General features: G+C 63.2%; 17 protein-coding genes and 1 tRNA gene. 12 read left to right on the top strand and 6 right to left on the bottom strand.

Annotated features, from left to right (window positions below; genetic code table 11):
- Positions 1–19: 19 nt before the first annotated feature.
- From AC04PH_RS13805 to AC04PH_RS13795, 3 genes are all read right to left on the bottom strand, one after another.
- Positions 20–96 (bottom strand) — tRNA-Arg (locus AC04PH_RS13805).
- Positions 97–149: 53 nt separating this feature from the next.
- Positions 150–461: an ETC complex I subunit gene (locus AC04PH_RS13800; protein ID WP_483066399.1), complete on the bottom strand. Its 312-nt coding sequence runs from the start codon at positions 459–461 to the stop codon at positions 150–152.
- A gap of 85 nt (positions 462–546) precedes the next feature.
- Positions 547–1,617 carry an alpha/beta hydrolase family protein gene (locus AC04PH_RS13795; RefSeq protein ID WP_483066398.1) on the bottom strand — a complete coding sequence of 357 codons (1,071 nt, stop codon included), beginning with the start codon at positions 1,615–1,617 and terminating at the stop codon, positions 547–549.
- Between the two features lie 144 nt (positions 1,618–1,761).
- Between AC04PH_RS13795 and AC04PH_RS13790 the strand changes: the two genes are divergently transcribed.
- Positions 1,762–2,766 carry a helix-turn-helix domain-containing protein gene (locus AC04PH_RS13790; protein WP_483066397.1) on the top strand — a complete coding sequence of 335 codons (1,005 nt, stop codon included), beginning with the start codon at positions 1,762–1,764 and terminating at the stop codon, positions 2,764–2,766.
- Here AC04PH_RS13790 and AC04PH_RS13785 read toward each other — a convergent pair.
- Positions 2,763–4,001 (bottom strand): aminopeptidase, encoded by a 1,239-nt coding sequence (locus AC04PH_RS13785; protein ID WP_483066396.1) that lies wholly within the window; start codon positions 3,999–4,001, stop codon positions 2,763–2,765. The two genes, AC04PH_RS13790 and AC04PH_RS13785, sit on opposite strands and share 4 nt — an antisense overlap.
- Before the next feature lie 140 nt (positions 4,002–4,141).
- Between AC04PH_RS13785 and AC04PH_RS13780 the strand changes: the two genes are divergently transcribed.
- The 4 genes from AC04PH_RS13780 to AC04PH_RS13765 all read left to right on the top strand — a co-directional run bounded on the left by AC04PH_RS13780 (position 4,142) and on the right by AC04PH_RS13765 (position 7,984).
- Positions 4,142–4,552 carry a hypothetical protein gene (locus AC04PH_RS13780; protein WP_483066395.1) on the top strand — a complete coding sequence of 137 codons (411 nt, stop codon included), beginning with the start codon at positions 4,142–4,144 and terminating at the stop codon, positions 4,550–4,552.
- A 92-nt stretch (positions 4,553–4,644) separates the two neighbouring features.
- The gene (gene uvrB, locus AC04PH_RS13775; RefSeq protein WP_483066394.1) at positions 4,645–6,855 is read left to right on the top strand and encodes an excinuclease ABC subunit UvrB; all 2,211 of its coding nucleotides are present in this window, start codon (positions 4,645–4,647) and stop codon (positions 6,853–6,855) included.
- A gap of 54 nt (positions 6,856–6,909) precedes the next feature.
- Complete coding sequence (locus AC04PH_RS13770; RefSeq protein WP_483066393.1) at positions 6,910–7,578, top strand: hypothetical protein; 669 nt, start codon at positions 6,910–6,912, stop codon at positions 7,576–7,578.
- 10 nt (positions 7,579–7,588) lie between these two features.
- A complete protein-coding gene (locus AC04PH_RS13765) occupies positions 7,589–7,984 on the top strand; it encodes a PIN-like domain-containing protein (RefSeq protein ID WP_483066392.1) in 396 nt (131 codons plus the stop codon).
- A gap of 4 nt (positions 7,985–7,988) precedes the next feature.
- Here AC04PH_RS13765 and AC04PH_RS13760 read toward each other — a convergent pair whose 3' ends face one another.
- Positions 7,989–8,882: an endonuclease/exonuclease/phosphatase family protein gene (locus AC04PH_RS13760; protein ID WP_483066391.1), complete on the bottom strand. Its 894-nt coding sequence runs from the start codon at positions 8,880–8,882 to the stop codon at positions 7,989–7,991.
- 51 nt (positions 8,883–8,933) lie between these two features.
- Positions 8,934–9,491, bottom strand: coding sequence for an NYN domain-containing protein (locus AC04PH_RS13755; RefSeq protein ID WP_483066390.1), 558 nt, complete (start codon positions 9,489–9,491; stop codon positions 8,934–8,936).
- A gap of 209 nt (positions 9,492–9,700) precedes the next feature.
- On the opposite strand from AC04PH_RS13755, the gene AC04PH_RS13750 reads away from it, so the two are divergent.
- The 7 genes from AC04PH_RS13750 to AC04PH_RS13720 all read left to right on the top strand — a co-directional run bounded on the left by AC04PH_RS13750 (position 9,701) and on the right by AC04PH_RS13720 (position 18,336).
- Positions 9,701–11,083, top strand: coding sequence for an aminotransferase family protein (locus AC04PH_RS13750; protein WP_483066389.1), 1,383 nt, complete (start codon positions 9,701–9,703; stop codon positions 11,081–11,083).
- 92 nt (positions 11,084–11,175) lie between these two features.
- Positions 11,176–11,748, top strand: a complete 573-nt coding sequence (locus AC04PH_RS13745) for a hypothetical protein (RefSeq protein WP_483066388.1) — start codon at positions 11,176–11,178, stop codon at positions 11,746–11,748.
- Between the two features lie 257 nt (positions 11,749–12,005).
- Positions 12,006–13,481: a MocR-like pyridoxine biosynthesis transcription factor PdxR gene (pdxR, locus tag AC04PH_RS13740; RefSeq protein WP_483066387.1), complete on the top strand. Its 1,476-nt coding sequence runs from the start codon at positions 12,006–12,008 to the stop codon at positions 13,479–13,481.
- 212 nt (positions 13,482–13,693) lie between these two features.
- Positions 13,694–15,466, top strand: coding sequence for a sulfoacetaldehyde acetyltransferase (gene xsc, locus AC04PH_RS13735; RefSeq protein WP_483066386.1), 1,773 nt, complete (start codon positions 13,694–13,696; stop codon positions 15,464–15,466).
- Between the two features lie 3 nt (positions 15,467–15,469).
- A complete protein-coding gene (locus tag AC04PH_RS13730) occupies positions 15,470–16,210 on the top strand; it encodes a TSUP family transporter (RefSeq protein ID WP_483066385.1) in 741 nt (246 codons plus the stop codon).
- A gap of 7 nt (positions 16,211–16,217) precedes the next feature.
- Positions 16,218–17,153, top strand: a complete 936-nt coding sequence (locus AC04PH_RS13725; RefSeq protein ID WP_483066384.1) for a phosphate acyltransferase — start codon at positions 16,218–16,220, stop codon at positions 17,151–17,153.
- 121 nt (positions 17,154–17,274) lie between these two features.
- Positions 17,275–18,336, top strand: coding sequence for an acetate/propionate family kinase (locus AC04PH_RS13720; RefSeq protein WP_483066383.1), 1,062 nt, complete (start codon positions 17,275–17,277; stop codon positions 18,334–18,336).
- Positions 18,337–18,338 lie beyond the last annotated feature (2 nt).

Below are 18,338 nucleotides of genomic sequence, written 5' to 3'. Positions count from 1 at the left end.
GGCGAACGGTCCGGTGCACTGGCGATCCCGGGAGGACTCGAACCCCCAACATCCTGATTAGAAGTCAGGTGCTCTATCCAGTTGAGCTACGGGACCGCTGGGTGTGTGATGCAAAACGCGTCGTCGTTTGGCAAGCCCTGACGGGAGCGTCAGTGGGTCCAGGCGCCGCGGCGATTGGTGGCGAAGTTGTCGCCATAGCCGCCGGGGCGGATGTTGTGCTTGCGGGCCTGCGGTTCGGTGACGGTGGCATCGATCCCGTGCTGGGACGCATAGGCCAGCGCCTCTTTCTTCGTATCGAACCGCAGCTTGACCTGCGCCTGCGTGTCGTCCGACGATGTCCAGCCCATCAGCGGGTCCACGTCGCGCCCGGTTTCGTTCACGTATTCCAGCACCCAGTGGTTGGTCTTGGCCGTGCCGGAGGACATGGCGGTTCTTGCCGGTTTGTAGATTCGTGCACGCATCGCGGGTCTCCCTGACTGGTTGCGTTATCGGGCAAAGCGGTCAGTGGCGCAAGGGGGATGCGCGGGGCGACACCCCCGATCATGCCTAGCTGTCCGCAGGCATGACCTGTGTCAGATAGCCGATGATGATATCCGACAATTCCGCGTGGATCGCCGCGCGGTCGCGCCCGCCTGCATCGTCACACAGGGGATCGGGTTCGCCCTCGTCCGCCAGAATCGCGGCACCGCGCGGCTTGCACCGGGCGAGAAAGCTGAAGTGGATCGCATCGGGCACGATCCGGTAATCGGCCCCTTCGATCTGTGCGGCGGCGGCGCGGGCGTGGACGCCGGCGGGCACGGTTTCCTCTGCGCCGAGATTGACGATCAGCATCGGGATGTCGATGTCCGCCAGACTTTCCGCCGTCAGCGTCTCGACGATACCGGGGTCGATCACCACCGCCGCTGAGATACGCGGATCGCGCAGGTCCTGGCCGGCGGGTGACAGATCGAGCGCGTGCAGGTCCACACCGCCGCGCGCCAGAAACGCGCAGTCGGACATGCCGTGGTCGCCCGCGTCGCAGAAATCCTCCAGCCGTTGCGGATCGACCCGTGCGCCGGCGACCGCCATCGCGGTGTAACCCCCGGCGGAAAAGCCGAGCGATGCGATGCGTGTGGTGTCGATATAGGGGTAGTCCTCCGGCGCGGCGGTGATCGCGTCGATCACGGCGGCGACGTCGGCGGGCCGCTCCCATACGCGCACCGCAGCCAGTGCCGAGGCATTGCCGCTGGTCGTGCCGGGGTGGTTGGGCAGGACCACGACGTAACCCGCCTGCGCCAGTTGCGACGCGATCCAGCCGAATTGCCCGGCGTTGCCGCCCGCGCCGTGGGACATGACGATCATTGGAAAGGCCCCGGGACGGTGCGGTGCACCGCGTCCGGCTGGCGTGCCATGAAACACGCCGTTACCGCCGACCGTGACCGTGCGGCCACCGGACAGTGCCGGATACCAGATGTGAAAGTCGACGTCCTGCCCGCGCGCGGGCGCAAAGGCGCTGCCATAGGCGATACCCGCGCTGCCCTCGTGCGGCGGGGCGAACAGAATGCTGCCGCCCCAGACGGCTGCCCCGATCAGGGCGGCGGCGGCGGTAAATCGAAGAATGGTCGTGATGCGTGACATGGGATTGCTCCGTTCAGAATGTAAGCGATGCACCCCGGATGCCGCACCGGGCGATGCGTGGCGTCCTCGATCGCGATAAAGGTCGCCCTGGACCGCGATCGAGGATACCCAGAGCGTATTCACCGCCAGAGGCTTCCCGGTTTCATGCCCTTCGTGCCGCTCCCGCTTTTCGCCAGTTTCTGTCTTGTCTTCATCCTGATCCGGATGCTGACCGGCGGACAGATGGCCGCGCGCGCCAACCGCCTGTTCGCGCTGGTGGTGGCGCTTTATGCCGTGCAATCTATGCTGCTTTGCCTGCGCTGGGGCTATGGCATCGACGTGCGGTTGTGGATCGGTCTGCTCGCCCCTGCCCTGCCCGCCGGTGCATATCTGGCCTATCTGTCATTGTCGGACCGCGCCGTGCGCCTGTGGCCGCTGGCGGTCGTCGCGCTGAACTGGATCGTTCTGCTGGCCGGACCTGCCGCGGCCGATCCGCTGATCGCCGCGACCTATGTGGGGTTCGGGGTGATGATCCTCCGGTCCGTGCGGCGCGGGCGCGACGGTCTGGCGCTGGTGCGGATCGGACAGGCGGGCGACGCGCTGTGGGCGATGGCACTGACGGGGGTCGCGCTGATCGGCTCGGCCTGCGTCGACGTTTTCGTCATGGTGGATTTCATCCGCACCGGCGGGCAGAACGTCGGCATCGCGGTCACGCTGGCGCAAACGGCGTTTCTGCTGGCCATCGGGGTCGCCGCCCTCGGCGGGCATTCGGGTGTGGTGGCCGACCGGCCGGACCCGCCAGCGCCCACCGACACAGAAACGACCGAGGCGGATACCGCCATCGTGACCCGGCTCGACGCCCTGTTCACCTCGGAAGCCCTGCACCGGGACACCGACCTGAACCTGCGGCGGCTTTCACGCCGTCTGCGCCTGCCCGACCGCGCGGTGTCACAGGCGATCAACCGGACACGGGGCATCAGCGTGTCGCAATTCGTCAACACCTACCGGATCGCGGACGCCTGCAGGTTGCTTGCCACCACGGACCAATCGGTTTTGCAGGTATCGCTCGCGGCCGGTTTTCTGACCAAATCCAACTTCAACCGCGAGTTCCAGCGCGTGACGGGCACCAGCCCGAGTGCGTGGCGGCAGCAGAATGCCGCCGCCACCTAGAACGCCCATTCACCCTTGCGCATGACGGGCACGGTTTCGCCCGTCGCGGTGATCCCGTCGATATCCACGGCGTCCGACCCCATCATCCAGTCGACGTGAATGAGGCTCTGGTTGCCGCCCTTCTGCTGCAATTCTTCCGGCGACAGTTCAGACCCGCCTTCGATGGTGTCGGCGTAGCATTGGCCCAGTGCGATGTGGCAGGATGCGTTTTCGTCGAACAGCGTGTTGAAGAACAGCGTGCCGGTCTGGCTGATCGGGCTGGAGTGCGGCACCAGTGCGACCTCTCCGATGCGGCTGGCGCCGTCGTCCGTGTTGAGCAACTCGCGCAATACGTCCTGGCCCTTGCTGGCCGTCGCCTCCACGATCTTGCCCGCCTCGAAGCGCACCGCGATATCCTCGATCACGCTGCCCTGATGGGCGAGCGGTTTCGTGGCTGCGACCGTGCCCTCGACCTTGTAGGCATGAGGGCAAGTAAAAACCTCTTCGGTGGGGATGTTCGGCTGGCAGACGACACCGTTGAGCGCGGGCGACGCGCCGCCTTTCCAGATATGGCCATCGGCCAGACCCAGCGTGAGGTCGGTGCCGGGGCCGGTGTATTTCAACGCAGAGAAGTTGTGATCGTTGAGCCAGTCCACCCGCTTGCGCAATTCGGCGGTGTGATCGGCCCAGTTCTTGACCGGGTCGTCGCCGTCAAGCCGGGAGGCATCGTAGATCGCGTCCATCAGCTTGCCCTGCGCCTCCTCCACGGGCAGATCGGGGAACACTTGCGCGGCCCAGCCGGCACCGGGGTAGGCCACGATGTTCCAGTTCACCTCGAACCCCACGATGGGGTCCATCGCGGGCTTGGCGGCGATGGATTGCGCCTTGCTGGCGCGGGCGATTTTGGCCGGGTCCTGATCGGCCAGCAGCATCGGGTCGTCGCCGGTGATCGCCATGCGCGCGGCACCTTCCTTGAACGCCTGTCCCATCCCTTCGAACAGCCATGCCGGGGCGCGGTCGAAACTGGCGTCAGCGCCATGTTCGTAGCGGGCCTTGGTGATCTCGCCGTCATTGAACATCGGGATCACAAGCCCGGCCCCTGCCTTGTAGGCGTGTTCCGCGATCAGGCGCACCAGCGGGGCTGCTTCCATCGGGGCGGAAATAATCAGGTCCTGCCCCTCTTGCAGATTGACGCCGGTGCGTACGGCCACCTCGGCCAGTTTGTTCAGTTTGTCTTGGTCGATATGATCGGACATGGGAATACCTCTCTGCTTTGCGCAGACCCTACGGTGCTGCGGTGCAAGGTCAAGCGGACCCCGGATCGAGAAATTCAACGTCTAGCCAAGGATCGGTGCCCCACGCGCGTCAGACCTGTAAGCAAAAACAGGAGTGGAAAATGAAATACCTCACCGGGATCGTGGCGGCCGCCATCCTCGCCACAGCCGCAACCGACACCGCGGCGCGCCGGGTGGTCGACCATCTGAACGGGCGGGTGGCGCAGATCGTCACCTCCGAACCAGGCACGCTGGCCAATCGCCGCCTGCATTTCGGACCGACCTACCTTGCGCACAGTGACCTGTGTTATCCGTCGGCCACCGGGCGCGACTACTACACGCTGGGCGTGCCTTTCGACATATCCGTACTGGGTCCGCGCCCCGCCATCCATTGCGAGGCGATCAGCGAGGAAGCGGTGATCATCGCCGACGCCCTCGGTCGGGCCACGCATCTGGCAACCGGGCCCGCGCCCGAGCGGCTCCTTTTGATGGACGGGACCACGGTGCTGCTGACGCTCGAACTCTTGCCCTGATCCGCGCCCTGCTGCCAGAAACCGGCAGTAGGCGGGGTTGATCCTGCGGGAATTGGCCACAACTATAGACCAACCCCCAAAGGATTCCCCGCATGGCCTACGCCCAGACCGACAAGCGCGAAATCGCGGAGATGGCCTTCATGGCCAACCCCGCGCCGGATGTGAAAACCCGCGACAAGCTGGAAGGCGGACGCAGGTTCGTGCTCAAGACCGATTTCGAACCGGCGGGGGACCAGCCGACGGCGATTGCAGAACTGTCCGAAGGGATCAGAAACGGCGAGCGTGATCAGGTGCTCCTGGGCGCGACCGGCACCGGCAAGACCTTCACCATGGCCAAGATGATCGAGGAGACCCAGCGCCCCGCGATCATCCTTGCCCCGAACAAGACCCTCGCGGCCCAGCTATATGGGGAATTCAAAGGCTTCTTCCCTGACAACGCCGTTGAATACTTCGTCAGCTACTACGACTACTACCAGCCAGAGGCCTATGTCGCGCGGTCGGACACATACATCGAGAAAGAATCCCAGATTAACGAACAGATCGACCGCATGCGCCATTCGGCCACGCGGGCGCTGCTGGAACGCGACGATGTGATCATCGTGGCCTCGGTGTCATGCATCTACGGTATCGGGTCGGTCGAAACCTATGGCGCGATGACGCAGGACATCCATATCGGGAAAAACTACGATCAGCGGGGGATCATCGCAGATCTGGTCGCCCAGCAATACCGCCGCAACGATCAGGGCTTTCAGCGCGGATGTTTCCGCGTGCGTGGCGACAGCCTCGAGGTCTGGCCCGCCCACCTTGATGACCGCGCGTGGAAACTGTCCTTCTTTGGCGAGGAGTTGGAAAGCATCACCGAGTTCGACCCGCTGACGGGCCATAAGACGGATACCTTCGAAAAGGTCCGCATCTACGCCAATTCGCACTACGTCACGCCGAAACCCACGATGCAGCAGGCCATCATCGGCATCAAGAAAGAGCTGCGGATGCGGCTTGACCAACTGGTCGCCGACGGCAAACTGCTCGAAGCGCAACGGCTGGAGCAGCGCACGAATTTCGATCTTGAGATGCTGGAAGCCACGGGCGTCTGCAACGGGATCGAGAACTATTCGCGCTATCTGACCGGCCGCGCCCCCGGTGAGCCGCCGCCCACCCTGTTCGAATTCATCCCCGACAACGCGATTGTCTTTGCAGATGAATCCCACGTCTCCGTCCCGCAGATCGGCGGCATGTACAAAGGCGACTACCGGCGCAAGTTCACGCTGGCCGAACACGGGTTCCGCCTGCCGTCCTGCATGGACAACCGCCCGCTCAAGTTCGAGGAATGGGACGCGATGCGACCGCAGTCCGTCTTCGTCTCCGCCACCCCCGCCGCGTGGGAGCTGGAGCAGGCGGGCGGCGTGTTCACCGAACAGATCATCCGCCCCACCGGCCTGATCGACCCGCAGATCGAAATCCGCCCCGTGGAGATGCAGGTCGACGACTTGCTGGACGAGGTGCGCCGCGTCGCCGCCGACGGCTATCGCACGCTGTGCACGACGCTGACCAAGCGGATGGCCGAAGACCTGACCGAATACATGCACGAACAGGGCATCCGCGTCCGCTACATGCACTCCGACATCGACACGATCGAACGGATCGAAATCCTGCGCGACCTGCGGCTGGGGGCCTTCGACGTGCTGATCGGGATCAACCTGCTGCGCGAGGGTCTGGATATTCCCGAATGCGGGCTGGTCGCGATTCTGGACGCTGATAAGGAAGGCTTCCTGCGCTCCGAAACGTCGCTGGTGCAGACCATCGGCAGGGCCGCGCGGAACGCCGACGGTCGCGTCATCATGTACGCCGACCGCATCACCGGGTCGATGGACCGGGCGATGAAGGAAACCGAACGCCGCCGCGCCAAGCAGCTGGCCTATAACGAGGAACACGGGATCACCCCGCAGACGGTGAAAAAGAACGTCGAGGATATTCTGGCCGGTCTTTACAAGGGCGACGTGGACATGAACCGCGTGACGGCCAAGGTCGACAAGGGCATGGGCGGCAACCTGCAAACCGTGCTGGAAGGTCTGCGCACCGACATGCGCAAGGCCGCCGAGAACCTCGAGTTCGAAGAAGCCGCACGCCTGCGCGACGAGGTGAAACGGCTGGAAACGGTGGAGCTTGCCATCGCCGACGACCCGCTGGCCCGGCAACAGGCCGTGGACAAGGCGGTGGAGGACGCACAGGTGAAATCCGGACGAAGCACCGGTGGTCGTGGCGGGATGCGTGGGGGGAAGTCGCGGTATGGGGGGAAGCGGTAGAAAGAGATTCCTTTCTAAAGAAATCGGCACTAAGAAGGGTCGAGGGAGTACTCGGTGTCGGTTGAACAAGCAATTCTTGGAAAAGGTGTCTATACGCCGCGTGAGGCCGCTCGCCTCATTGGTCGAACCCCGCAACAAGTCCTTCGCTGGACTCGTGGAAGTGGAACTAGTGATCCACTTTGGCCTGCTCACTATCAATTCATCGAAGATTCAACAGAAATAAGTTTTTTAGACTTGATCGAAGTGCGGGTAGTTTCAGCTATGCGACGGGTTGGCGTTTCGATGCAGGCGATCCGCTTTGCAATCAAATTTGCGCAACAAAAATATGCAATTAAGCGCCCTCTAGCATCGCAGAATTTTCGGACGGACGGCCAGAGTGTTTTGATGGATGCCGTTGAAAAAGATGGCGAATACGTGAGCCTATCATATCGAAACCCTGGCCAGAAGATATTTAGCGCAATTATCAATCAATCTTTGCACGATCTCGAGTATGAAAACAAACTTGCCGCACGCTGGCGCCCTGCAGGTTTCAAAAAAGTCGTCATCGATCCTAAAAGATCTTTTGGAAGTCCGCTTCTAGAGAAATTTGGTATATCGACAAATATACTATTTGAAGAATTTCAGAATTTTTCTGACTATAGGTACTTGTCAAACATCTACGAAATTCCCGAGGACGACGTCAAACAAGCCGTGATGTATGAAGACTCTTTAAGGCACTCTTAGATCGGATCCGATGGTTAAAGTCTTGTTCGACCATAACATGCCACCGAAATTAGCGCGTTCTCTACATGAAATAGTCAACGGTGACGGACATGAATCTATTGCGCTACGCGATCATTTTGAAACAGATATTTCAGACATAGCCTATTTTGATGCTCTTGGACGTACTGGAACTTGGATCGTTATATCTAAAGACCTATCGAACGCTCGCAAAAAAGCTGAACGACAAGCGATTCTTCGAAACAGACTGGTCGCATTTTACTTATCGCCCCGACTGCAAAAAAAGCATGTTACCCAACAAGCTGCATCCATTTTGTGGCATTGGCAGAATATGCTTACAATACGAAACCTTAACGAGAGAGGTCTTTTTCAATTGCCCGAAAACAAAGGGAAATTTAGGCCACTCTAGAGCCTCACTCCACCCCAAAATCCGCCACCACCGGATAATGATCCGTCGGCCATTCGCCCTCAAACTTCTGCCGCACCACCTGCGCCTCGCCCACCTGCCGGAAGCCCTCTGTCACGCCGATATGGTCGATGGCGCCGAAGAGGTTGATGCCGCGGTTGAAGTGGTAGGTGCTGCCCTGGACATCCACGAAAGACAGCCCGACCTCCCCGATGATCTGCTGCGGCTCGCCGCCCGCCCGCGCGTTCAGGTCGCCTATCACCATGACGTTCTCGCCCGCCTCCACCCACGGCGCGATGCGCTCCGCGATCAGGTCGGAGGACAGGCGCCGGTTCGACGCGCTTTTGTATTCCAGATGCACGTTCACCACGCGGAACGCCGTATCCCCGTCGCGGAACAGCGCCCATGACGCGAAGGCGGGAAACGAGCCGTCGAAGGTGCGCGAATAGATCACGTCGGGCGTGTCGGAGAAAAAGAACCAGCCCTGATCCAGCATTTCCAGCCGATCCGTGCGGTAGAAAATCGGCTGGGTGGAGGGAAACGCGCGCGCGTCGCCGTTGGCGGCGGCGGCATAGGCAGGGTTGTGGTCCAGCAGGTAATCGCGGGCGAGGTTCACGTTGCCGTCGCCGCCACGGGCGAAACTCTCCATCTCCTGAAACGCGACGATATCGGCGTCCAGCGTCTTGAACGCGGCGTCGAGCGGGTCCTTGCGCCGCTCCCAGTCGCCGACGGACCAGGCACCGGTCTGCTGCCCGAGGATGATGTAGTGCACATTGTAGCTGGCCACGCGCAGCGCTGCGGTGAGTTTCGCACGGATCGGTGCGGCGGTCTGGCCGACGCAGGACACAAGCGCGACGGCGACGAGGCCGATAGTGGCGGCCAGAAGGATGAGACGTTTCATGGAGCGATCTTGTCCGGTCGCACAGGGCGGCGCAACCGACAGTCCCGTGACCTAGCGCCGCTTGCCGCCCCAGATCACCTGCCCGTGCTGGACCGTGCCGCGCAGAAACCGCCAGCGATCAGCGGCCATCGGGAACCTGACCCGCCAGTCGCGGAACCGGTCGTTCGTCACGACCCGCAGGCCATATTCTGTGGCGAAATCCAGCATGCCTTCGTCCGCAACAACCCCCGACTGGGCGACATGGATGCGTTCGGCTGGTATCGACGTCATCTCTGCAAGCGTCGTCGCGTCCACATAGCGGTCGCCCAGCTTGTAGCCGGCATTCGCGTCGAAAAAGACGATGGGGCGATGACCCTGTTTTTCGAGCGCGCGCAGGACACGCCGCAGCACCTTCAGCGACGGTGCGCCCGCCCAATGCATCACGTTCGATCCATCGACGACGATGGCATCCGCAGGGACAGCGACCGCATCCGGCGCGGCGCTGGTCCGCGTATTACGGGTCTGTCCGGCATCGCGGGCTTTGCACGATGGCCGCAGGCGTCGCCGTAGCAGGAGTACACAGAAAACCGCCGCACAGGATGCCAGCAAAAGAAGATCGGCCAATGTCATTCCGCTACTTCAACCCGGGGCGCGGGGGCGCGCAAGTCGTCGATCGCCCCGGGATCGAACGCGCCCGGTCTACCGACAAGTGGACCTAAGCACCGCCCCGCTCTGGCCCTAGTGGACGATGACATTCGGGCCGAAAGATGCATGATGCTATACGTGATGCGAAGCAGCGGATTCGCGCCGGACCACGCTTTTTGATGGAGTGCCTCGAAATGGACCATTCATTTTCCAACGACCCCGAAAATGTCGTCGAGGCGGACCGCGCCCACGTCTGGCATCATCTGTCGCAGCACAAACCCTACGAAAGCGCCGTCGATCCGCGCATCATCGTGGAGGGAAAGGGCCTGCGGGTCTGGGACATCAAGGGCAAGGAGCACGTCGACGCCGTGTCGGGCGGTGTCTGGACGGTGAACGTGGGCTATGGCCGCAAGCGGATCGCCGATGCGGTGGCCGAACAGATGACCAAGATGTGCTTTTTCGGCGGCATGGCCGGCACGATCCCCGGGTCGCACTTTGCCGAGATGCTGACCGACAAGATGCCGGGGCTGGACCGGGTCTATTACGCCAACTCCGGGTCGGAGGCGAACGAGAAAGCCTTCAAGATGGTCCGCCAGATCAGCCACAAGCACCATGGCGGAAAGAAGAACAAGATCCTGTTCCGCGAGCGGGATTACCACGGCACCACCATCACCGCGCTGTCGGCGGGCGGGCAGGAAGAGCGCAATGCGCAGTACGGGCCCTATACGCCCGGTTTCGTCTCCATTCCGCATTGCCTGGAATACCGCAGCCAGGACGGGTCCAGCGGCGAGGCCTATACCGCCGCATCGCTGAAAGCCATCGAGGATGTAATCGCGCGCGAGGGGGCGGATACGATCGGGTCGCTGTGTCTGGAGCCGATCACGGCGGGCGGCGGGATCATCGTGCCACCCAAAGGCTATTGGGACGGCGTGCAGGAGATTTGCCGCAAATACGATATCCTGCTGCATATCGACGAGGTCGTCTGCGGGCTGGGCCGCACCGGCACATGGTTCGGCTATCAGCAGTTCGGCGTGCAGCCCGACATCGTGACGATGGCCAAGGGCGTGGCGTCCGGCTATGCCGCGATTTCGTGCTGCGTGACCACGAACGCCGTGTTCGAACAGTTCAAGGACGACACCGATCACCTGTCGTATTTCCGCGATATCTCCACCTTCGGCGGCTGCACGGCAGGGCCGACGGCGGCGATCGAGAACATGCATATCCTTGAAGAGGAGAACCTGCTGCAGAACTCCGTCGACATGGGCGTGCATCTGCAGAACAACCTGCACGCGCTGATGGAAAAGCACCGCTGGATCGGCGACGTGCGCGGCATGGGCCTGTTTGCGGGCGCGGAACTGGTGACGGATCGCGACAGCAAGGACCCGGTGCACGAAAAGCAGGTCGCCGCCGTCGTCGCCGATTGCATGGCGCAGGGCGTGATCATCGGTGCGACGAACCGGTCGCTACCCGGCTTCAACAACACGCTGCTGTTCGCGCCGCCCCTGATCGCGACGAAGGACGATCTGGACCAGATCACCGATGCGGTGGATCAGGCGCTGACCCGCGTTCTGGGATAGGCCGCCGCACCGAGGACACCGATGCCCGGGGCCATTGCCACGGGCATCTTTTTTTGTAGCGCAACCTTTGGTGCGGCGTTTAGGCTATGGCCATGACAAATATGACCCATGCGCCCTCCCTTGTGTTTTGCATCGCCCTCTCCGCCTGCGGCGTCGATGGTTCATCGTCGACGCCACAGCCGACCTATGCGGACCTGCTGTCGGATCGCAACCGGATCAGCGCGCTCGCCACGACCACGGCAACGCAGGCCGATCTGCCGCCCAGCGGCACCTCCGTCTATCGGGGCGCCTATGCTGGCGAATTTGTGACCGCACGCGACTCAGCTGTGACACCCATCGCCGGCACCGCACGGCTAAACGTCCGCTTCGGCACGGCACCTGTCGCCGATCTGCGCATCCGTAACCTGACAAGCCCGACCTCGCCCGATCTGGGTGGAGAGATCACCGCCACCGGCATGGCCATCACGGATGGGCGGTTCGAGGAAACGACTACGATATCCCTAAGCGGCGTGCCGGTCGGCGGAGCCACGGCGACGCTGAACGCCGATGTTTTCATCAACGGATTTTTCACGGTGAACACCAATCAGGCGGTCGGGAACATCACGACAGGTGCGACCGAGGGCTTCAACACCAACGGCAGTTTCGCGGTCGAACGTCAGCCCTGACGGGCCGCGTCAGCCGCCGAGCGCCGTCGCCGTGACGCAGGTTGCCGCCAGTGTTTCGGATGTTGCAAAAGTGGCGAGGCTCAGCCCACCCATGGTGACGATAAAGGCCAGTGACAGCAGTCTCATCGGGAACTCCAATTCTTGATACGATGCTGATACGCGCCAGGCGGCGTATTCCGTCGCGCTTGTGCGGAAAAATCGGCGCGCCTTGATTGCGCCGCCGAATAGGTCCAATCTGCCGCCAGAATAGGACCAGCATGACCATCTCCGTCGAAACCTTCTTTCTCGATCCCGCGGCCGAAGGCACCCTGCAGGCGCGCATTCAGCAGATGGTGGCACAGGGCATCCTGTCGGGCCGGTTCCGTCCGGGCGAACGCCTGCCGTCGAGCCGCAAGATGGCGGCGCATCTGGGGATCAGCCGGATCACGGTGACGCTGGCCTATACCGAACTGGTGGCCGACGATTATCTAACGGCGAAAGGGCGGTCGGGGTATTTCGTGTCGCAGAACGCCCCGGAGCCGCCGGCCTTCCCCGCGCAGCAATCCGGCCCCGGCACGGTCGACTGGACCCGCGCGCTGGGCAACCGGTTCAGCCCCGCGCTTGGCATGGAGAAACCCGCCGACTGGTCCAGCTACCGCTACCCGTTCATCTACGGTCAGGCGGATCCGACGCTGTTCGACAGCGCGAACTGGCGGCTTTGCGCCTTGCAGGCCCTGGGCAAGCGCGATTTTGCGGCGCTGACGGCAGATTACTTTGACGGCGACGATCCCAAGCTGGTGGAATTCATCGCCCGACAGACGTTGCCGCGCCGCGGTATTCTGGCCGGACCGCAGGAAATACTCGTCACGATGGGCGCGCAGAATGCGCTGTGGCTGACCGCGCAGGTGCTGCTGAACGCCGGCAAGCGCGCCGCGATCGAGGACCCCTGCTACCCCGCGCTGCGCACGATCCTGACGCAGGCGGACTGCCAACTGGCCACCGTGCCGGTGGATCGCGACGGGCTGCCGCCTGATGCGCTGCCGGACGACACCGACGTCGTCTTCACAACGCCAAGTCACCAGTGCCCGACGGCGGCGACGATGCCGCTGGCCCGACGACAGGCGCTGCTGGCCAAGGCCGAGGAAAAGGACTTCCTGATCGTCGAGGACGACTATGAATTCGAGATGTCGTTCCTGAAATCCCCCTCGCCCGCGCTGAAATCGCTCGACCGGAACGGGCGCGTGATCTATGTCGGCTCGTTCTCCAAATCACTGTTTCCCGGTCTCCGGCTGGGCTATCTGGTCGGCCCGGCTCCGTTCATCCGCGAGGCGCGGGCGCTGCGCGCATCGGTGCTGCGCCACCCGCCGGGACACATCCAGCGCACGGCCAGCTATTACCTGTCGCTTGGCCACTACGATGCGCTGATCCGCCGGATGAGCCGCGCCTATCACGAGCGGCGGCAGATCATCGACCGGGCGCTCGATTTCCACGGGCTGACCGTCGCGGGTCAGGGCACCTACGGCGGCTCCTCGGTCTGGATCGCGGGGCCGGAGCATATCGACGCGGGCGATTTGGCCGCACGGTTACGGCAGCAGTCGGTACTGATCGAACCGGGCGCGCCCTTCTTTGCCGGAGACAGCCCGCAGCATCGGTATTTCCGTCTGGCCTACTCCTCGATCCCCGCCGCGCGCATCGCCGACGGCATGTCCCTCATCGCTGCAGAAATCGCCGTGATGACCGCCCGACCGACCTGATCGCAGCCGCGTCGTATTTCATTTGCCGAGTCGCGATTTCGTCGGTATTGTTGCCACATCTTATTGAGACCATCGGTCTCAATAATCAAATACGCTGGATTTAAGCGGCGCAGTCAACTGGCCCTACTGCGCCTGAATGGCTGGCCCTAGGGTCCGCCGATATATCATGGCGACGTCTGCGCCATCCGTTTCGTTCTGGAGGGAACCCTAAGATGAAAATGACCACCGAAGAAGCCTTCGTCAAAACACTGCAGATGCACGGCATCAAGCATGCTTTCGGCATTATCGGCTCGGCCATGATGCCGATTTCCGACATTTTCCCCACTGCGGGCATTACCTTCTGGGACTGCGCGCACGAAGGCTCCGCCGGTATGATGGCCGACGGCTACACCCGCGCCACCGGTGAAATGTCGATGATGATCGCCCAGAACGGCCCCGGCATCACCAACTTCGTGACCGCCGTGAAAACCGCCTACTGGAACCACACACCCTGCCTGCTGGTCACGCCGCAGGCCGCCAACAAGACCATCGGTCAGGGCGGGTTCCAGGAAATGGAGCAGATGAACCTGTTCGCCGATTGCGTCGCCTATCAGGAAGAGGTGCGTGATCCATCGCGCATCGCCGAAACCCTGAACCGGGTGATCATGCAGGCCAAGCGTGCCTCCGGCCCCGCGCAGATCAACATCCCGCGCGATTTCTGGACCCAGGTGATCGACATCGAATTGCCGATGATCGTCGATTTCGAGCGCCCCTCCGGCGGCGAGACCGCCATCGCAAAGGCCGCCGAGATGCTGTCCAACGCGAAGTTTCCCGTCATCCTGAACGGTGCGGGCGTGGTGCTGGCCGAAGGCGGAATCGAAGCATCGAAGGCGCTGGCCGAACGTCTGGATGCGCCCGTTTGCGTGGGCTACCAGCACAACGACGCCTTCCCCGGCAGCCACCCGCTGTTCGCCGGGCCGCTGGGCTATAACGGCAGCAAGGCGGGTATGGAGCTGATCTCCAAGGCCGACGTGGTGCTGGCGCTCGGCACCCGGCTGAACCCGTTCTCGACCCTGCCCGGCTATGGCATCGACTATTGGCCCAAGGATGCCAAGATCATTCAGGTCGACATCAACCCCGACCGCATCGGCCTGACCAAAAAGGTCACCGTGGGTATCATCGCCGATGCCGCGAAAGCGGCCAAAGGCATCCTCGCCAATCTGTCCGATGACGCAGGCGACGCAGGCCGCGACGACCGCAAGAATCTGATCGCCAAGACGAAATCCGCCTGGGCGCAGGAACTGACCTCGATGGATCACGAGGACGACGATCCCGGCACCAGCTGGAACGAGCGTGCCCGTCAGGCCCGCCCCGACTGGATGTCGCCGCGTCAGGCCTGGCGCGCGATCCAGTCCGCAATGCCGGAAAACGCGATCATCTCATCCGACATCGGCAACAACTGCGCCATCGGCAACGCCTATCCGTCTTTCCCCGATGGCCGCAAGTATCTGGCTCCCGGCCTGTTCGGCCCCTGCGGCTATGGCCTGCCCTCTATCGTGGGCGCCAAGATCGGCCAGCCCGACGTGCCTGTGATCGGCTTTGCCGGTGACGGTGCGTTCGGCATCGCGGTGAACGAATTGACCGCGATTGGCCGCGACGAATGGCCTGCCGTGACGCAGATCGTGTTCCGCAACTACCAGTGGGGTGCGGAAAAGCGGAACAGCACACTTTGGTTCGACGACAACTTCGTCGGCACGGAACTGGACATGAAAGTGTCCTATGCCGGGATCGCGCAAGCCTGCGGGCTGATCGGGGTGCAGGCCAAAACCATGGAAGAGGTCACCGCCGCGCTGAAACAGGCGATTACCGACCAGATGGAAAACGGCAAGACCACCCTGATCGAGGTGATCCTGAACCAGGAACTGGGTGAGCCGTTCCGCCGCGACGCGATGAAAAAGCCCGTGCGCGTGGCCGGTGTGTCCAAGACCGATATGGCGGCCGAGTAATCGGTGCCATTCGACCTTGGCCTCGCGCAGACTGCGGCCCTTGCATTTGCCTTGCTTGGGGCCGCCTATGTGCGGGGCTATTCGGGGTTCGGCTTTTCGGCGATCTTCATCGCCTTTGCCGCCCTGATAACCAATCCGCTTCCGCTTATCCCGGTGGTCTTCGCGTGCGAAATCCTGATGACAGCCCTGCAGGCGCGCGGCATCCGCGGCCATGTCGACTGGCGGCGCGTCGGCGCGTTGCTGCTGGGGGCTGCTATCGTGTTGCCCCTGTCGGTCACGTTCATCCTGTCGGTGGGCGAGGGTTCGGCGCGGCTGGCTGTTTCATCCATCGTGCTGGTGATGTCGCTGATCCTGCTGTCCGGCTGGACCATCACACGGGCGATTCCGCTGCCGGGCTTTACCGGCGTCGGCATGGTCTCGGGTCTGTGCAACGCGGCGGGGATCGGCGGCCTGCCGGTCGCGGCGTTCCTGACGGCGCAGCCCATCGCCGCGCCAGTGTTTCGCGCCACGATGATCGTCTATCTGACCGGGCTGGACCTGATTACCATGCCGCTGATGTGGCACGGCGGACTGGTCACCATGGAAACGGTGAAGGGTGCCGCGCTGGCGCTGCCACTGCTGGCGCTGGGCGTTTTTCTGGGCGGACGGCAATTTTTATCCGCCTCCCCCACGACATTCCGCCGGTTTGCAGTCATGCTGCTCCTGGCCCTGTCGGTGCTGGGCCTGATCCGTGCATTTCTATGAGGTTGCCATGACATCCCCATTTGTATCGTCCCGCGAAGCGGTCTGCCCGCCCAACCTGATCGACCTGGCCCAGACGTTCGCGCCGCCCCGCGTGGCGATTGCCCGCGCCGCGGCGCCCTTGCCGATGGAAGCGGCGGAGGATGCGACCAAGGCGGGCATCATGGTACCCGTCTTCGTGGGCGAGGCGGATGTGATCCGCGCCGAGGCGGACAAGCTGAATTGGGACATCTCCGGCTATGCCCTGCACGACACCACGGGCGAAGAGGAGGCGGGCATGACCGCCGCCCGCCTGTGTGGTGAAGGCGCGGCCGACGTGCTGATGAAAGGCCAGTTGCACACGGATGTTTTCATGAAGGCAGCCGTCGCCCGCGACAGCGGCCTGCGCACCGGCAAGCGTTTCGTGCATATTTTCCACATCAGCCACCCCGACGGCTGCAAACCGATGCTGATCTCCGATGCCGCGGTGAACGTCGCGCCGAATCTCGAAACCCGGCAGGTCGCCATTCAGGAGGTCACCGACCTGCTGCAACGGCTTGGCAATGCGCGCCCCAAAATCGCGATTCTCTCCGCTACCGAAACCCCGATCGAAGCGGTGCCATCTTCGATGGACGCACGCGCGCTGGCCGATTGGGCCGCCGAGAACGTGAAGGATGCGGATGTGTCGGGCCCGCTGGCGCTCGACCTGATCCTGTCGATGGACGCGGTGCGCACGAAAAAGCTGACGGATAACCCCGTGGCGGGGCAAGCCGACGCGATCATCGTGCCCGACATCGTGGCGGGCAACGCGCTGTTCAAGGCACTGGTCTATGTCGGCGGCGGTTGTGCGGCCGGTCTGGTGACAGGGGCAAAGGTGCCGATCCTGCTGACCAGCCGCGCCGATCCCGCCGCCGCCCGCATGGCGTCCGCAGCGCTGGCCGCGATCCGCTGCGGGTTGCCGAAGTGATGCGCACCGATCCAGGTCTTGCCCGGCACCGCCGGGCAGCGCCCGACCGCCCCCATGGGCGGGCGCTTCGCTTCCCACCCGCGGTCGGGCACTGCCCTCTGACGAACCGGAGGACACCGCAATGATCCTCGTCCTCAACGCCGGGTCCTCGTCCCTCAAGATCGAAGTGTTCGACCGCGATCTCAACTCGCTCCACACCGGCGCCGTCACCGAAATCGGCGGCGCGGGTGTGCTGAAACTGAACGACACCGCGCAAGACATCACCACCGCCAACCATGCCGACGCCCTGTCGCAGATGATGAAAGCGCTGGCCGGCAAAGGCATCACGCCGCAAAGCCTGACCGCTGCCGCACATCGCGTGGTCCACGGCGGCACGATCCTGACGCAGCCCGCGAGCGTGACCCCCGCCGTCATCAGCGCGATAGAGGCGTGCATCCCGCTGGCCCCGCTGCACAACCCCAACAACCTCGCCGCAATTCTTGCGCTGCAAGAAGCCGCGCCGGACTTGCCGCAATATTGCTCTTTCGGCACGGCCTTCCACGCCACCAACCCGGACGTCGCCACCCGCTACGCCATTCCGCAAACACAGCATGATGCGGGCATCCGCCGCTACGGGTTTCACGGACTGTCCTATGCCAACATGGTCGCCGAATTCGGGCCCGACCTGCCGCACCGTCTGCTCGCCCTGCACCTCGGCAACGGTGCGTCGCTTTGCGCGATCCGCGACGGCAAATCCATCGCCACTTCGATGGGCTATTCCCCGTTGTCGGGCCTGACCATGGGCACCCGCTCGGGCGATATCGACGGTGCAGCGGTGCTGCGCCTGTCCGCTGCTCTGGGCGAGGACGAGACCGACCGGATGCTGAACAAGAACTCCGGTCTCAAGGCGCTGGCGGGCGACAACAACATGAAAGCCCTGCTGGAGCGTGACGACGCCGCCGCAAGATTTGCCGTCGATCATTTCTGCTACTGGGCCGCGCGCCATGCAGGCAGCGCCATCGTCGCGATGGGCGGCGTGGACGCCGTGGCCTTCACCGGCGGCATCGGCGAGAACGCAGAACCGATCCGTGACCGGATCATGGACCACCTTTCGTGCTTCGGCGACGTCCCGGTGCACGTGATCCCCGCCGACGAGGAAAAAGCCATCGCCCGCGACGCGCTTTCCGTGATGGAGGCGTCATAACC

This window comes from Yoonia sp. KMU-150 (assembly GCF_056858355.1).
This window is presented reverse-complemented; position numbering and strand designations above follow the sequence as displayed.

Coding starts and splice junctions, on each gene's coding strand:
- AC04PH_RS13800 (WP_483066399.1), bottom strand. CDS start 461: ATGCGTGCACGAATCTACAAACCGGCAAGAACCGCCATGTCCTCCGGC.
- AC04PH_RS13795 (WP_483066398.1), bottom strand. CDS start 1,617: ATGTCACGCATCACGACCATTCTTCGATTTACCGCCGCCGCCGCCCTG.
- AC04PH_RS13790 (WP_483066397.1), top strand. CDS start 1,762: ATGCCCTTCGTGCCGCTCCCGCTTTTCGCCAGTTTCTGTCTTGTCTTC.
- AC04PH_RS13785 (WP_483066396.1), bottom strand. CDS start 4,001: ATGTCCGATCATATCGACCAAGACAAACTGAACAAACTGGCCGAGGTG.
- AC04PH_RS13780 (WP_483066395.1), top strand. CDS start 4,142: ATGAAATACCTCACCGGGATCGTGGCGGCCGCCATCCTCGCCACAGCC.
- uvrB (WP_483066394.1), top strand. CDS start 4,645: ATGGCCTACGCCCAGACCGACAAGCGCGAAATCGCGGAGATGGCCTTC.
- AC04PH_RS13765 (WP_483066392.1), top strand. CDS start 7,589: ATGGTTAAAGTCTTGTTCGACCATAACATGCCACCGAAATTAGCGCGT.
- AC04PH_RS13760 (WP_483066391.1), bottom strand. CDS start 8,882: ATGAAACGTCTCATCCTTCTGGCCGCCACTATCGGCCTCGTCGCCGTC.
- AC04PH_RS13755 (WP_483066390.1), bottom strand. CDS start 9,491: ATGACATTGGCCGATCTTCTTTTGCTGGCATCCTGTGCGGCGGTTTTC.
- AC04PH_RS13750 (WP_483066389.1), top strand. CDS start 9,701: ATGGACCATTCATTTTCCAACGACCCCGAAAATGTCGTCGAGGCGGAC.
- AC04PH_RS13745 (WP_483066388.1), top strand. CDS start 11,176: ATGACAAATATGACCCATGCGCCCTCCCTTGTGTTTTGCATCGCCCTC.
- pdxR (WP_483066387.1), top strand. CDS start 12,006: ATGACCATCTCCGTCGAAACCTTCTTTCTCGATCCCGCGGCCGAAGGC.
- xsc (WP_483066386.1), top strand. CDS start 13,694: ATGAAAATGACCACCGAAGAAGCCTTCGTCAAAACACTGCAGATGCAC.
- AC04PH_RS13725 (WP_483066384.1), top strand. CDS start 16,218: ATGACATCCCCATTTGTATCGTCCCGCGAAGCGGTCTGCCCGCCCAAC.
- AC04PH_RS13720 (WP_483066383.1), top strand. CDS start 17,275: ATGATCCTCGTCCTCAACGCCGGGTCCTCGTCCCTCAAGATCGAAGTG.